The 15168-nt window shown below is 74.8% G+C and carries 15 protein-coding genes; all 15 read right to left on the reverse strand.

All coding sequences use genetic code 11. The features are described from left to right. A complete protein-coding gene (locus OG823_RS02275; protein ID WP_371476973.1) occupies window positions 1–2085 on the reverse strand; it encodes an amino acid adenylation domain-containing protein in 2085 nt (694 codons plus the stop codon). A gap of 11 nt (window positions 2086–2096) precedes the next feature. Next, on the reverse strand, window positions 2097–2780 hold the full coding sequence (locus OG823_RS02280; protein ID WP_371476974.1) for a GNAT family N-acetyltransferase: 684 nt from the start codon (window positions 2778–2780) through the stop codon (window positions 2097–2099). Then, complete coding sequence (locus OG823_RS02285; RefSeq protein WP_371476976.1) at window positions 2764–3663, reverse strand: VOC family protein; 900 nt, start codon at window positions 3661–3663, stop codon at window positions 2764–2766. Before OG823_RS02285 ends, OG823_RS02280 begins: the two co-directional genes overlap by 17 nt. A 136-nt stretch (window positions 3664–3799) precedes the next feature. Further along, window positions 3800–5305, reverse strand: coding sequence for a class I adenylate-forming enzyme family protein (locus OG823_RS02290; protein WP_371476978.1), 1506 nt, complete (start codon window positions 5303–5305; stop codon window positions 3800–3802). Further along, complete coding sequence (locus OG823_RS02295; protein ID WP_371476979.1) at window positions 5302–5739, reverse strand: GNAT family N-acetyltransferase; 438 nt, start codon at window positions 5737–5739, stop codon at window positions 5302–5304. The genes OG823_RS02290 and OG823_RS02295 overlap by 4 nt, the downstream gene beginning before the upstream one ends. 103 nt (window positions 5740–5842) lie before the next feature. Further along, window positions 5843–6775 carry an NAD(P)-dependent oxidoreductase gene (locus tag OG823_RS02300; RefSeq protein ID WP_371476981.1) on the reverse strand — a complete coding sequence of 311 codons (933 nt, stop codon included), beginning with the start codon at window positions 6773–6775 and terminating at the stop codon, window positions 5843–5845. Beyond that, window positions 6766–8028 (reverse strand): cytochrome P450, encoded by a 1263-nt coding sequence (locus OG823_RS02305; RefSeq protein WP_371476983.1) that lies wholly within the window; start codon window positions 8026–8028, stop codon window positions 6766–6768. The genes OG823_RS02300 and OG823_RS02305 overlap by 10 nt, the downstream gene beginning before the upstream one ends. Beyond that, on the reverse strand, window positions 8025–9119 hold the full coding sequence (locus tag OG823_RS02310) for a glycine cleavage T C-terminal barrel domain-containing protein (RefSeq protein WP_371476985.1): 1095 nt from the start codon (window positions 9117–9119) through the stop codon (window positions 8025–8027). Before OG823_RS02310 ends, OG823_RS02305 begins: the two co-directional genes overlap by 4 nt. 132 nt (window positions 9120–9251) lie before the next feature. Next, a complete protein-coding gene (locus OG823_RS02315) occupies window positions 9252–9500 on the reverse strand; it encodes a phosphopantetheine-binding protein (protein WP_371476986.1) in 249 nt (82 codons plus the stop codon). 59 nt (window positions 9501–9559) lie between these two features. Next, window positions 9560–10534, reverse strand: a complete 975-nt coding sequence (locus OG823_RS02320; RefSeq protein ID WP_371476988.1) for an alpha/beta hydrolase — start codon at window positions 10532–10534, stop codon at window positions 9560–9562. Further along, complete coding sequence (locus tag OG823_RS02325; protein ID WP_371476989.1) at window positions 10527–11315, reverse strand: hypothetical protein; 789 nt, start codon at window positions 11313–11315, stop codon at window positions 10527–10529. Before OG823_RS02325 ends, OG823_RS02320 begins: the two co-directional genes overlap by 8 nt. Before the next feature lie 70 nt (window positions 11316–11385). Further along, window positions 11386–12177 (reverse strand): HpcH/HpaI aldolase/citrate lyase family protein, encoded by a 792-nt coding sequence (locus tag OG823_RS02330; protein WP_371476992.1) that lies wholly within the window; start codon window positions 12175–12177, stop codon window positions 11386–11388. A gap of 121 nt (window positions 12178–12298) precedes the next feature. After that, window positions 12299–13057, reverse strand: coding sequence for an iron-containing redox enzyme family protein (locus OG823_RS02335; RefSeq protein ID WP_371476993.1), 759 nt, complete (start codon window positions 13055–13057; stop codon window positions 12299–12301). A gap of 63 nt (window positions 13058–13120) precedes the next feature. Continuing rightward, entirely contained in the window at window positions 13121–13354 is a 234-nt protein-coding gene (locus OG823_RS02340) for a ferredoxin (protein WP_371476995.1), read from the reverse strand. Between the two features lie 55 nt (window positions 13355–13409). After that, a complete protein-coding gene (locus OG823_RS02345) occupies window positions 13410–14690 on the reverse strand; it encodes a hypothetical protein (RefSeq protein ID WP_371476996.1) in 1281 nt (426 codons plus the stop codon). Between the last annotated feature and the right edge of the window lie 478 nt (window positions 14691–15168).

Raw genomic sequence — 15168 nt, forward strand, 5'->3', positions numbered from 1 at the left:
TCAGATCGCCGCCTTCGGCCCGGCGGCGGGTACCGGGAGCGCCGGGGCCGTCCCCGGGACGAGCCCGACGGCCCCGATCCGGCGCGCGTACCCGCGCACCGTGGCGGCGTCGGCCGACGGCGCGGGGACGTCCCGGCCGAGGGCCCGCCCGGCCCGGGCGGCCACCTCCACCGAGCTCAGCGAGTCGCCGCCGAGCTCGTAGAAGCTGTCCAGCAGCCCGATCAGGTCGATCTCCAGCACGTCGCAGAAGATGCCGGCGACCATCCGGTCCAGCCCGCTCCAGCGCTCACCGCCCGCGCCGGGGGCCGTGACGGGAGCCGGCGGCCGGGGAACGGGCAGGGCGCCGGTGTCCACCTTGCCGTTGGCGTTCACCGGGAACTCGTCCAGCACCGCCATCCGGGCCGGGATCCACTGGGGCGGGAAGGCGGCCTCCAGGGCCTCGCGCAGCACGAGGGGGTCGGGGCCGTCGCCGGCCCCGGCCTCACGGAGCACGAAGGCGTCCAGGGCCGTGGTGCCGTCGGCGGTCCGGGGCAGGACCAGGGCCTCCCTGACGTCCGGCAGGCCGCGCAGCGCCTCCTCGACGGCGGCCGGCTCGACCCGGTGCCCGCGGATCTTCACCTGCCGGTCCGCCCGGCCCAGGACGGTCACCGCACCGTCGGGGCCCAGCCGCGCCAGGTCGCCGGTCCGCAGCAGCCGCGCGCCGTCGGCGCCCCAGGGGTGCGGGATCCAGCGCTCGGCGGTGAGCGCGGGCCGGTTGCGGTAGCCGCGGCCGAGCGACGGGCCGCCGACCAGCAGTTCGCCGACCTCGCCGACGCCGACCAGCTCGCCGTCCCGGTCCACCACGTAGGCCTCGACGTTGTCGATCGGCGTGCCGACCGGGATCCGGGCGCCCGGCTCCTCGTCGCCCGTCAGCCAGTGGCAGAAGCACCCGTGCGTCTCCGTCAGGCCGTAGTGGTTGACCACCACCCGGCTCGCGTCGCCCGCCATCCACTCCCGCAGTTCCCGGCCGAAGGTCAGGGGCTCGCTCCCCACCATCAGCTGACGGGCCAGGCCCTCCCGTGGGACGCCCCGGGCCGTCATCATCCGGATGTGCGTCGGGGTGAGCTTCAGCAGGCCGCCCTCGGTGCCCCTGGAGAGGTCCAGCAGCTCGTCCGTCGTCACCCCGTCCGGCGCGACCTCGATCGGCCAGCCCTCCAGCAGCGGGGTGAAGATCGTGGTGAGCGAGCCGAGGAAGAACAGCGAGGCGCTGAGGAAGGTCGCCTCCCCCGGCCGGTGGGCGAACGCCTTCGCGCACCACAGCGCGTAGTTGACCAGCTGCCGGTGGGTGCCCTCGACGCCCTTGGGCCGTCCGGTGGTGCCCGAGGTGTAGAAGACGTACGCGAGGTCGTCACCGGCGGCGGGGCGCGGCCGCGCCGTGCAGTGCTCGGCCCGCGCCCGCAGGTCCGACAGGGACAGCACCACGCCGGCGTGCGGCCGGAGCGTGTCCGCCAGCTCGTCCGTCGTGACCACGATCCGCGCCCCGCAGTCCGCCAGGACCGCCCGGATCCGCTCGGCGGGGTCGTCGCAGGACACCGGGACGTACGCCCCGCCGGCCTCCAGCACGGCGAGGATCGCGGTCAGCGCGTCCAGGCCGCGCGGCAGCAGCAGCGCGACCGGCACCTCCCGGCCGCAGCCCTCCTCGGTGAGCACCCGTGCCCACCCGGCCGCAGCCCCGAACAGTTCACCCCTGCTCAGCCGCTGCTCGCCGCAGCGCGCGGCGGTCAGCTCCGCCGGGAGGCCGCGTGCCCGGATCAGCTCGGTGATCGAGCCGTCCGGCAGGGCGCGACGCGGACCCCGCAGGGCGGAGCGGTCCGCCTCCGGCGCCGGCCCGCCGCCGTGCTCCCCGGGCAGCGGCCGGGGCTCCGGGCCGGGGCCGCCCCGCCAGGTCTCGTCGATCTCCTCCAGGCACGCGTGCCACGGCCCGCCGCGACCCGCGGCGGCCCAGCCGGGCGGCAGCGGCCGGCCTCCCGGCCAGAGCGAGTACTGCCCGGCGCGGTTCGCCACCACCTGGAAGTCCAGGCCCTCGTAGTTGTCCCACAGTGCCATCCGACTCCACCTCACGCTGTCCGGTCGTGCGCCGACGACACGTCTGCCGGGCGGGCGCCCGGTGCCGGTACCCGCCGCCCACGGGCGGCCAGCCGCTGTTCGAGCCCGGCACGGCAGCGCGGCCACTCCGCGGCGACCACCGAGAACATCGCCGAATCGCGCAGCAGGCCGTCCTCGCCCGGCGCCCAGGACTTGGACCAGTTGCGCAGCACCCCCTCGAAGCGGGCGCCCGCCTTCTCGATGGCGGCCCGCGAGCGGGCGTTGCGCGCGTCCGTCTTCAGATCCACCCGGGCCACGTCCCACACCTCGAAGGCGTGCCGGAACAGCAGCAGCTTGGCCTCCAGGTTCAGTCCGGTGCCCTGCGCCGAGGGCGCGAGCCAGGTGAAGCCGATCTCGACGGCGCAGAGCCGGTCCTCGCCCGGCCAGGGGCGGGGATCCCAGAAGGCCGTGGCGCCCACCGCCCGGCCGCTCGATCGCTCGATCTGGGCGTACGGGGCGAGCCGGCCCGCCGAGGCCCGGCCGTGCTGCTCGTCGATGTAGCGGCCGACCTGGTCCGCCGTGGGCACCCAGGTGAAGCCGTACGAGCTGCGGTCCTCCTCCGCCGCGACCGCCAGGTCCGGCAGATGGCGGTGCTCCAGCGGCTCCAGGCGCACGATCGCGCCTTCGAGCACCGGTCCGTCAAGCGTGAATGTCATCGGGCCCTGCTCCTGCGGTGGTCGTCGGATGGGGGTGCGCCCCGGACGCTGCCGGGGCGACGGGCGCCCGGCGGGCGGCCGGGCGCCCCCGGCTGCCGTCGCGGTGCACGGACAACAGTTCCACGGGCGCGCCGCCCGGGGTCTCGATCAGGGCCATCCGCAGCGGGCGGCCGCCGACCGTGGTGACGATCGGTTCGGCGCGCAGCGTCGCCCCGGCGGCCAGGGCCCTCGCACAGTCGGCGTCGATCGCGGTGGCGGCGACGCCGATGGAGGGGAATCCGCAGTCGTTCATGGCGTGCCGCGGGCGGTCGCCCTCGGCGGGGAGGATCACCAGCCGGCACGGCGCCGGGAGCAGCGGGGAGGACACTGAGCCCCAGGCCCCTTCGTCGCCGACCGTGCTCCAGCGGGCCCTGGCGAACGCCGACCAGAAGGCGGCCTCGACCCGGACGTCCTCGGCGTGGCAGAGCAGTCCGGCCAGGCCGCCGGGAGCGCCCGAGGAGTCGAACCACGCGTCGCCCCCGGGCCCGGCCACGGCGCGGCAGGCGGGATCGGCCAGCGCCCCGGCCCGCAGCAGGGCCGCCCGGATCCCCGGCCGGTCGACCGTCGGCCGGCCCGGGTGCGGGGGCGGCCCCTCGAACAGCGGTGTGTAGGCGCCGCGCCGGCCGGTCGAGCGCCGGTGCTGCACGACCTCCAGCCGGATCCCGCGCGGGCCCGCCAGCAGGGCGAGGGGCAGCGTGTGGTCGCTCGTCCCGATCCCCTCGAAGGCGGCCGGCAGCTCGACCCGGTCGACGAAGTCGAGCGTGAAGCCCAGGTCGGTGCCGAGCGTGACGCCGTGCTCCAGTTCGGCGGCCTCCATCGTCACGTGCGTGATGCCCCCGATCACCGGCCACCGCCGCGGCGGGCGGGCCGGCGCACCGGGTGCTCCGGTCCGGACCGGCCCGGGCGGCGCCGCCCGGTGGCGCGGCGGGCGGGGGTCCTGCCGGGCGGCGGCTTCGGCGCCCGGTCCGGGCGCGGCCGGGTCATCGCTCCGCTCCGGCGCTCTGCCACGAACCGTGCAGCGCCCGCGGCACGTTGGGCAGTTCGTCCCAGCGGGCCGTGACGGCGGGCCGGACCAGCTTGTCCTGGCCGCCGCGTGGCAGCGGCTCCGTCGTCAGGACGACCCTGCAGGGTGCGCGCCGCGCGCCCAGGGCCTCGCGGAGCCAGCCGAGGATCTCCTCCGCCGCGGCGCCGCTCCCGTCGACGAGGCGTACCAGGCACCCGATGTCCTCGGTGCTGTCGGCCAGCCTCAGCGGCACCGCGGCCACCTCCAGGACGTCCGGATGGGCGGCCGCCGCCTCCTCCACCTCGGTCAGGTAGATCGCGTAACTCCCCTTCATCACGGCGTCCTTGCTGCGGCCGACCAGCCGGTAGACACCGTCCTCGTCGCGCCGCGCGATGTCGCCGGTGCGCAGCCAGCCGTCCACCAGGGTCTGCTCGGTGGCGGTGCCGTTGCGGTGGTAGCCGCCGAACACCTGGGCGCCCGACAGCTCGATCTCGCCCTCACCGGGGCCGTCCACGACGTGCCCGGCCGTGTCGCGCAGTCGGGCGGCGACCCGCTCGGGGACACCGATGCGGTTGGTCGCCAGACCGTCCGCGCCGAGATCCCCGAAGAAGGCGGCCGAGGAGGTCTCGGAGAGCCCGTAGGCGTTCATCAGGGGGAGCCCGAAGCGGCGCTGGAAGCGCTCCTGGGTGCGCGGGGAGAGCGGTGCGCTTCCGGTGAAGCACAGCGGTCCGGGCCCGGTGGTCTCCCGATCCTGCGCGAACCGGTTGACCAGCTCGACCAGTTGGGGGACGAGGAAGGTCTGGTCGATGTGGTGCTCCGCCAGCCGGGCCCAGTACCCGCGGGCGCTGGCCACGGTCAGTTCCGGCAGCACCACGACGGTCGCGCCGAGCACCGCGCCCCAGGTGTGGTGCAGGTTGATCACGCCGGATCCCGACATCCGCATGGAGCGGGCGAGCCGGGCCGGGCGCGCGCCGCGCAGCCGCACCGACGCCGAGACGTTGCCCAGCGTCCCGTCGTACAGGCGCTCGTGGGTGAAGACGATCGCCTTCGGGTCGCCCGTACTGCCGGAGGTGTAGCCGATGAAGACGGCGTCGCCGGGCACGTCGTCGAGGGGGCCCCCGGCGAGCGGGGTCACCGTGACGGAGGGTACGAGGTCGACCCGGAAGGACGGCGTGCTGTGCGCCAGCACGGACGCGGTCAGCCGCTCGCCCCACTGCGGGTCGAGCAGCACCGGAGGGCTGTCGAGCTGCCACAGGGCCAGCAGGGTGGGGATCAGGTCCGGGTGGTCGTTCAGCACCAGCGCCGAGACCCGGTGGCCTCGCGCGCCTCCGGCCAGCAGCGTCGCGCGGATCTGCTCCGCGCGCTCGCACAGGCCGGCCCAGGTCAGCGTGACGCCGGCGTGCGGCTCGCAGGCGTAGACGACGGCGGGGTCGTCGGGGCGGGTGGCCGCGAGCTCCTCGTGCCGCTTGAGCAGTTCCCTCATGCCCCGGTGACCTTCCACTCCAGGTGGTGGCTGTTGAACTCGAACCCGTTGCGCAGGTACGCCTTGTGCGCGCGGTGCCGGTGGTAGCCGGTGTCCAGGTGCACGGCCTCGCAGCCGGCGCGGCGGGCCTGGTCCTGGACGTACCGCAGGACGGCGGTGCCGAGCCCGCCGCCGTGCCGCTCGCTGAGCGCCGCGAGATCGTCCAGGTAGAGGATCCGGCCCCAGGCCATCGAGTTGAGGATGCGGTAGCCCCCCACCGCCTGCACCTCGCCGTCCCGCTCCAGCAGGACGATCCGGTAGCCCTCCTCCCGCTGGGTCCTCCAGCGGCCGACGAAGATCTCCTCGGTGGCGATGTTCAGCCGCAGCTCCCGGAACACCGGCCAGCACCTGCGCACGTCGCCCTCGTCCAGGGCTTCGCGGATCTCCCAGTTCATGCGTTCCTCTTTCTCGGTTTCCGGTACGGCGGTGGTCGGCCGCTCCCGGCGGGTGGCCGGCGGCGGTGGCCCGGACCGGTGGCGGTGGTCCGGACCGGCTGGGTCACCAGCCGTGCAGGCGGGCCACCGACCCGAAGTCGACGTCGGGGCCGAACCGCTTCCCGGCCTCGGCCATCCGAGCACCGGCGGCCCCGCCCACCGGGGCCGGCACGTCCGTCTCGGCGGCCAGGTCGAAGGCGTGCCGGAGGTCCTTCAGCATGTGGCCGAGCTTGAAGCCGGCCTTGAAGTCCCCGGCGAGCACCCGGTTCGGGTAGAGGTTGGCCAGCTGCGCGTTCGTCCCGCCGCCACCGGAGGTGATCGCCTCGATCGCCGCCCTCGGGTCCACCCCGGCCTCGCGGACCATCGCGAGCGCCTCGCCGGAGGCGACCGCGTTGACGGCCACCAGGTAGTTGTTGGCCAGCTTGACCACCAGAGCGGTGCCGACCGGGCCGAGGTGCCGCAGTTTCGCCTCGTCGCCGATGGCCGCCAGCACCGGGCGGGCCCGCTCCAGTGCCTCGGCGGCGCCGCCGACCCAGAGGGCGAGGGTGCCCTCGCGCACCGCGGCGACGCCGCCGCCGGCCGGACAGTCCAGGTACGCCACACCTCTGGCCTCGGCCGCGCGGGCGAGTTCCCGGGCGACGGCCGGGGCGTGCGTGCTCATCTCCACGATCACCGCACCGGGCCGGGCGGCGTCCAGCACCGCCGTGACGACCGCCCGGACCTCGGCGGAGTCCGGCAGGATCGAGCAGATCACGTCGGCGCCCTCGGCCGCCTCCGCGGGGCTCCCCACCGTGGTCCAGGCCGCCGGCAGCAGCTCCGGGGCCCGGGAGGAGACCACGACCTCGTGGCCCGCCCGCAGGAGGCGCTCCACCATGGGCGCCCCCATGAGCCCGGCACCGATGAAACCAACGCGCATCGCGAAGCACTCCCGTCGTGTGTGGCCGACCGGTCCGGTGGGACACGGCCGTGCTGAGGACGCCGGTGGGGTCAGCGCCATTCGACGCTCACCGGCAGATGGTCGTAACCGGCCTTCAGGATGTTGGCGCCGACCCTGGCCCCCTCGATCGAGGAGATGCTCCGGGTGCGGGCCGCCAACGCGCCGACGATGTGGCGCAGTTCGAGTTGTGCGAGCATCCGGCCCAGGCACCGGTGCGGGCCCGCGCCGAACGCCAGATGGGTGGTGGGCCGCCCGGGCCGCGGCCGGTCCGGATCCTCGAAGACGCGTTCGTCGCGGTTGGCCGAACCGAGCAGCACCATCACCATCGCGCCGTCCGGCAGCGGTACCCCGCCGACCGTCCTGGGCCCGACCGCCGTACGGAAGGTGGCCCGGACCGGCGAGGCGAGCCGGACGGCCTCGTCGACCAGGTCGGGCGCGGGAACCGGGCCGTCGGGGAAGCCCGGCGTCCTCGGGCCGTCGATCACGAAGGCGGCCATCAGGTGACAGACCGCCGACACGATGGTCTCGTAACCCGCCTGGAAGAGCTGGAGGATGGCCAGGATGACCTCCTCCCGCGCGGCCGGGCCGGCCGCCTCCTGCCAGGAGTGCGCCAGCACGTTCGGCGGGCCCCCCGGGACGCCGCGGGCGGAGTTCAGGAACGCCGTCACGGCGCGGAAGGACGCCAGGTTGCTGCGCATCACCCGGGGGCCGGCCGCCGCCGTGGAGAGCTCGTCCCCCGGGTCCAGCGCCCGGGCGGTCAGATCGGCCCAGCGGGCGAGCACCCGTGTCACGTCCTCGTCCAGACCCATCAGGACTCCGATCGCCCGGGCCGCCACCGGCTTGGCCAGGCCCTCGACCACGTCGAAGCGCTCTCCCCCGCCCGCGAGTTCGGCCAGCACGCGGTCCACCCGGTCCGCGATCGCGGCCTCGGCCGCGTCGAGCCGGGGCTTGCTCAGCAGCCCGGCGACCGTCCGGCGCAGCCGGGTGTGGGTCTCGCCGTCGGTGGAGGAGACGACCCCGCCCGCGTCCCCGGCGAACCTCAGATTCAACCGGCGCGGCTCGGCGCCCCGGGTGTCGGTGATCGAGGAGTCCTTGCCGAAGGCGAGAGCCGCCGAGAAGGCGTCGGGCGCGCCCAGCACGTCGCGCGCGTGCTCGTAGCGGCTGACCACCCAGAGGCCGAGCGGCTCCAGCAGGGCGACCGGGTGGTGGTCCCGAAGCTCCCGGTAGGCCGCGTACGGGTCCTTCAGGACGGCCGGGCACATCGGGTCGAAGATCTCGATGGCCGGTACCCGGTCCGGCGCCGCGGCGGTCACGACCGCGCCCCGGCGGCCGGCTCCGGCGGGAGCGGGGTGGTGACCACGGTGGCGTCGGCACTGCCCCGCGCCCCGCGCACGCTCACCCGGCTGCCCGGCGCCACCTCGGGCGCCACGAAGGCGAACGCCAGTCCCCGGCGAAGCCGCAGCGAGAAGGTGCCGCTGGTGACGCGGCCCACCGCGGCACCGTCCAGGAGCACCTCCTCCCCCGGTTGCGGGATCCGACGGTCCGTCATGGCGAGCGTCCGCAGGATCCTCCGCACACCGCTCCGGCGCCGCTCCAGCAGTGCCTCCCGGCCGCTGAAGTCGGTGTCGAAGCCGACCGCCCGCTCGTACCCGACCTCCAGCGGGGTGGTCCCCGGTCCCAGTTCGAAGCCGTGTCGCAGGATGCCCGCCTCCAGGCGGTGCGTCTCGCGCATCGCCAGTCCGGCGGGCGCGACGCCCCGGGCCAGCAGGCTCCGGTGCACGGCCAGGGCAGCCGCCGGCGGCAGCTGGAGTTCGAAGCCGCTCCGGCCTCCGAAGCGGGTGGCCGCCACCAGCGCGGGGGCCCCGTGGAGCTCCAGCCTCCGCACCCCGCTTCCGGACAACGATGCTGCGGCCGGCGCGAGTTCGGCCATCCGTTCGGCGGCCTGGGGGCCCTGCAGGGCCAGCAGCACCCGGTCGGCCGAGACGTCCTCGATCACGCAGTCCGCCCCCGGAGCGGCCGCCCGGGCGGCCCGCAGCGCGGCGAGCAGGACGCCCGGCAGGCTCGGGGTCAGCAGGAACAGATCGCTCTCCACCCACCAGAGCATCAGGTCGTCGACGATGCTGCCGTCCGCCTCGCGGAGCAGGAAGGTGTACTGGCTGCGCCCGGGGCCGCAGCGGTCCAGGTCGTTGCTGAGCGTACGTCGCAGGAGGTCCCCGGCGCCGGGGCCCGAGACCCGGACGGAGCCGAGGTCCGAGGCGTCCCAGACCACCGAGGCCCTGCGGTGGGCCTGGTACTCCTGGAACAGGCCGGCGTACTCCACCGGCATGCTCCGGCCCTCGGACTCGGCCATCCGGGCACCGAGGCGGAGGTGTTCGTCGTGCAGCGGTGAGCGGTGCAGGCTCACGGTCTGACCCCCGTTCGTGGATGCGGGCCTCCCGCGCGGGAGGCCGGGGCGGCCGGCGCCGTCCGACGGTTCGCGTCGCACCGGCGCGCGGCGTCGGCACGGCCCTGGTCGTGTCCGACGGTTCGCGTCGGATCAGCGCTTCTGGCCCTGGACGAACCCGTGGGCGCCGCGCAGGGTCGCGATCGAGTCGATGTCCAGCCCCTCGATCTCGATCTCCTCGCCCATCTGCTGCTCCAGGAAGTCGAGGAACGCGAGGGTGCCCAGCGAGTCCAGCACCCCGCTCTCGAAGAGGTTCGTCCCCGGGTCGACCCCCGCGGTGTCGGCGCCGATCTCCTCCAGGAACCGCAGGGCGTCGCTGACGAATTCGGTTTCCGTTGACATGGGTGTGCCTCTCTCGGTCCGGCCGGTTGATGTGCGCCGCGCTGTCCGTCCGACGGACGTCAGCGCAGGGCCCCGCGCAGTACGGCGTACTGCTCGGCGAGGGCCCGTCGTGACACCGTCGCGGTGGCGAGGGTGTCGAAGCCGTGGAACGTGCCCGCGAACTGGTGCAGTTCGGTGGGGACTCCGGCGTCGGCGAGCCGCCGGGCGTACGCGGCGCCCTCGTCCCGCAGGGGGTCGAACTCCGCCGTCATGACGTACGCCGCCGGCAGCCCCGAGAGGTCGCCCACCCGGGCCGGCACCGCGTACGGCGGCGCCTCGCCGCGCCGCCCGGGGCCGAGGTAGTGCTCCCACATGTGCGCGCAGTTGCGGGAGTCCCAGGCGGGGGTGTCGGTGAACGCCAGCGCCGAGGGGGTCTCCAGGCGGTCGTCGAGGACGGGGTACAGCAGCATCTGCAGCCTCGGCGACGGCGCGCCCTGCTCGCGGGCCCGCAGGCAGAGCCCGGTGGCGAGGGTCCCGCCGGCGCTCGTGCCGGCCACCGCGACGCGCTCCGGGTCCACCGACAGCGCCCGGGCGCCGGCGCCGAGCAGCCACCGGTACGCGAGGTCGCAGTCGTCCAGCCCGGCGGGTGCGGGGTGCTCCGGGGCGAGCCGGTAGTCGACGGCGACCACGACGGCTCCCGTCTCCCGGCACATCTCCAGGCACCGGGGGTGCTCGAAGTCGAGATCGCCCGAGATGAACGCGCCGCCGTGCAGGTAGAGCACCGCCGCGTGCGGCGCCGTGCCGCTCTCCGGCCGGTAGACGCGCACCGGCACCGTGCGGCCCGCGCCGTCCGGGGCGACGGTGTCCTCGACCCGCACGCCCTCGGCCTCGGCGACCCACAGCCCGGCCATCCTGGCCACCCGGATCCGGCGCGCGGCCTCCTTGCGCACCGCGTGCGGGTCGCCGTGGTCGACGCGCCGGAAGAGCCGTACGGTCCGGGCGAGTTCCGGATCGATCCGGGTCTCGTACGGCGCGGCCGCGAAGCCGTCAGGCATCGGTCCCGTCCTTCCTCACAGGTGCCGGCCGCCGTTCGGCGCCGGGGTCGGACGACGCCGGGCGGGGGCCGGGCCCGGACGGCCGGGGGTGGCGCAGGACGAGCAGCCGGGCGCCGGCACTCCCGGCGGTGCCCGTCCACCCGCCGCTGCCCGGCGGCCGCCAGCCGACCGTCTCGGGCGGATTCGCGCCGCCCTCCGAGAGCACACTGCCCGCCACCACGAACAGGAACTGCCCGCCGGGGCCGGCCGGCGGCACGACGAGCGGGGCGCCGGGGCCGGCGACCGTGCAGCCGACCAGCAGGCCGTCGCGCTCGTCCTCCAGCAGTACCGACGCCTCCGCTCCCGCCCGGCCGGCCTCGCCCCCGGCGGTGTCGACCTCCCGGTGCAGGCTGCGCCCGGCGCGCCTGGGGAGCAGCTCCCGGGACTCCGGCATGAAGGAGGTGGCCTGGGTGCCGCGCGCCCGCAGGGTGAAGTAGCGCAGCGGTGGATCGCCGCCGGTCAGCGGGCCGTAGACGGTGTCGGCGTCGGCGTAGTGCGCGACCAGGGCGCCGACCGGCCGGCGGCCGAACAGCGCGCCCGGGGCGCCGTAGAGGATCTGGAACTGGTCGACGGGGTGGAAGTGCGGGCGCAGGACCTGGTTGCGCTGCTCCACCAGATACGCCTGCGGGCCCTCGGAGGGCGCGGCGCCGCCGAAGTAGTCCAGGACCTTGCCGATCCTTCCCTCGAAGACCACCCGGCGTGCCACCGCCTGTGCGGGCGTCACCCACTGGGGCTGGTCCACGGCCGCACCTCCTTTCGATCGTCCGCCGGCCGCCGGTCGTCCGGCGTCCGGTCCCACCGCTGCGGGCGGCTCACCGCTTGCGGAGCATGGTCACCGCGAGTGCGGCCGACTGGACGAAGAACTTGACCTCGTTGCCGACCGCCACCAGGCGGAAACCCTCCTTGGCGTACTGCCGGGCGAGCCCGGTGCTGGGGGCGAAGATCCCGGCGGGCTTGCCCGCCGCCGCGCAGGCCGCCAGGACGGCCTGCCGGGCCTCGTCGAAGGCCGGCCCGCCCGGCCGCCCGGGCTGCCCGAGATCCATGGCGAGGTCACCCGTCCCGATGAAGAGCAGGTCGACCCCCTCCGTCCGGGCGATCGCCCCGGCGTTGCGCACGGCCTCGCGGCTCTCGATCTGGACGATGCAGAGCACCTCGTGGTTAGCCGTCTCGAAGTACCGCTCGGAGTCGCTGTAGTAGGCGCTCGCCCGGATCGGGTTGACGCCCCGCGCGCCCTGCGGCGGGTAGCGGGTGAACCGCGCGGCCCGCTCCGCGTCCTCGGCCCGGTCGACCTTCGGGACCATCACCCCGGCCACCCCGAGGTCGAGGGCGAACTCGATGTCGTGGCGGTCCAGGCGCGGCACCCGGACGATCGGGGTCACCGGCGTCCCCGACAGCGCCTGCACCTGGTGCAGCGCGTCGGCCTTGGTCATCGCGGCGCCCTCCATGTCGACGACCGCCCAGTCGATCCGGGTGTACGCGGCCGCCTCGGCGAGCATCGCGCTGCCGCTCACCAGGAACAGCCCGTACGCGGGGCCGTCGGCCATGGTCCGGCGCAGTCCGCTCCCGGACCGCCGAAGACGGCGGTCCTCGTCCGCACTCGTCACTGCTGCTCCTCCTCGGTCGTTCGGACCGCCGGCCCACCGCCCGGTCCCGGCGGGCCGCGCCTGCGGCCCGGGAGCGGGGACGGGCCGGCGCGGGGTGCACCGCCGTGCCGCGCGGAGCGGATCAGCTCGGCCGGATGGTCCGGTGGATCTCGTTCCAGTTCTCGGCGAGCAGGTCGAGGTAGGTGGTGAAGCCGCGCTCGATGTGCGCGACGTCCTCGGCGGTGCGGCAGGCCTTGGCCGCGGTCGAGAGGGAGTGGATCTTGTGCTCCTTCTCGGTGGCGCCGATGTGCAGGTAGAAGTACTCGCAGTTCTCGTGGAACTCCTCCAGCTCGTAGTGGCCGCGGTAGTTGCGGACACCCTCGTAGAGGTGGACGAGCTGGGGGTAGGCGTGCCACTCCTGGGCGAGCAGCGCGCCGCAGACCTCCTGCGGGTACGGGCTGCTGAAGACCTTCTCGCCCTCCTCGATCAGCCGGACGGTGGAGGGCAGCAGCGGGGCGGCCACGGTGTCCAGGTCGACCGCGTGTCCGCGCAGCCGGCCGAGCAGCGTCTCGAAGAAGTCCTTCAGGATGACCGAGTGGACCTTTCTCGGGTTGCCGAGGCCCATCTCGTCGTAGAGGTTCTCGACCGTCTCCGCGCGCGCCGCGATGTCCGTCATGTTGAGGAACGCGAGGGCGATGCGCACGGGGGTGCGGCGCACCCGCTCGTAGAAGTTCTTGGCGACCAGCTCGACCTCGTCGGCGGTCAGCTCCTGCGCCATCCACAGCTCGTAGAACGGGTTGCGCAGCGCCGGGTGCTCGGAGCAGCCGCGGGCGAGCGAGTGGATCCGGTCGTGCGCCTCCTCGGGCGAGAGCGGGACGGAGTGGTCGAGTGTGGCGGTCATGTCGTGTCCCCGGTGGTGTGGGTGGGTGTGGGAGTGGTCGGCCGGACGGTCGGTGGCGACCGGTCAGTCGACCAGGTGGATGCAGGAGGCGGGGCAGGCCCGCGCGCAGATCTCGGCGAGTTCCTCCAGGTGCTCGGGCACCTCGGCCTGGCTGTCCTCGCCGCCGGGCTGCTCCAGCAGGCGGCCCTCCTCGCGCACGTAGGCGAGGAAGTCGTTGCCGATGCCGAAGAGTTCCGGTGCCTCCTCCTCGCACAGGCCGCTGTTCTGGCACTCGGCCTGGTCGATCCAGATCCGCATGGGTGGTCCTTTCCGGGCGAGGCGGGGCCTCACCCGAGCGGGGGTGGGGGTGGGTTCACACCGCCGGCGCGGGAGCGTCCGCCCGGACGACCGCGCCCAGCCGGTAGGTCTCCTCGACGACCACGCGCAGCCACTCGCCGTAGCGGATGACCTGCGGCAGCTCGTCGGCGGTGAACGTCAGGGCCTCGTCGTGGCTCATCCGCACGACGCGGAAGTCGCCGATCATCGGGGTCATCGTCCGCTCGGCGCCGTCGGCGGTGTGGCGCAGGGCGAACGAGGCGCGCCCGCCGCTGGAGCAGCCGATGCTGCGGTGCCCCCGGTAGTGGGCGTCCTCGTTGCGGAACAGCATGTGGCCGCCGTGCTTCTCGACGAACTGGCCCTGCAGGCAGCCCGGTCCGTAGAGGCTGCGGATCGCGCCGCGCTTGAGCTTCAACATGCGGGCCCGGATGGTGCGGTGGAGCTGCTCGGCGGATTCGTGGCCCAGCTGTTCGGCGTGGTCGGCGAGTTCGATGCCGTCCCGCAGCTGGGTCTCGGTGAAGAAGGCGCCGCTGGTGGTCATCTCCTCGGGGCGGTCGAGCAGGTCGCCCATCGGGCAGGTCAGGGTCACGTGGTCGGCGCGCAGCACCGGGTCGGCCAGTGCGGCCCGCATGACGGCGCGGACGACCGAGCAGCTGTCGCCGTCCGTCTCGACGGCGGTCCTGGTCGCGGCGCGGAGCCGGTCGTGCGCCGTGCGGGCGGCCGGCGCTCCGAAGACCTCGGCCAGCACCTCCTCGACGTCGGGTGTGAGGTGCTCGGTGTCGATGTCCTCGCGTGCCATCGCGCCCTCGGTGCGGAACCAGGCGCGCCCGTCGATCACCGAGAAGAGCTCGTGCGTCTCCTGGACGAGGGGGCGCAGCCGCTCCACCCGGCGGGCCAGCGCTAGGAGGGTGGCCGGGGGCTGCTCGCCGGGGGCGACGAGGCCCGCGTACAGCGCGTGGCGGGCGTGCAGCACGTCGCGGACCGCGGCCGAGTCCACCCGCTCGACCAGGTCGTCGAGGCCGGTCGAGGCGGTGTCCAGGGCGAACAGACAGAGCATCAGGTCCGCCTCCTCGTCGTCCCAGGCGAGCGGGTCGCGCAGCCGCAGCGCCTCGAAGGACGCCCGGAGGTCGGCGCGCACGCGGTACTCGCCCTTGTGGAGCAGCCAGTGGTGGCGGCTGTACACGAGGGGGCGCAGGCAGGCCTCGAACACTCCGGCCAGGCAGTGCTCGTCGGGGGCCGCCGCCACGGCGGCGCGGAACTCCTCGGCGGTGTCCGCCGCCTCCAGGGGCGAGGCCGGTCCGGACGAGAGCGAAGTCATGGTTTCTCCTGGGGTGCTGGGTGGGGTCAGCTGTCCTGGGGCGGAGAGGTGGCGGCCGGAACGTCAGCGCGGCGCCTCGGCAGCCTGACACATCCGATCGAGGTCTTGCAATCATTCGGATTCTTTATGCAGATTCCTGCAAGTAATTGACAGATGGTCATCTCGATGATCTCCGCCGTCGGCGCCCGGCCACCGGGGTCGCGAAGCGGCGGGCCCGTCCGGACGATGCCGACCGGACCTCGGCGGCGCTCGCCGCCCTCGCCCCGGGCCTCGATCCGGCCCTTCGTCCGCCGGGGGCACCGACCGGGGGAACGTCGCACGACGCGACGGGCACCCCGGAGCGGCGTCGCACCGCGGACCGGACCCGGCACCGCCCACGCTAAACGAACCCGCAATCTACTTGCAATAGAGTGAAAATATGAGACACCATTGAGTCGGCTGCGCGGGGCACGTCCTCGCGGAGCGGGAAGCGGCAGCG

Source organism: Kitasatospora sp. NBC_00315 (assembly GCF_041435095.1).
GTDB lineage: Bacteria > Actinomycetota > Actinomycetes > Streptomycetales > Streptomycetaceae > Kitasatospora.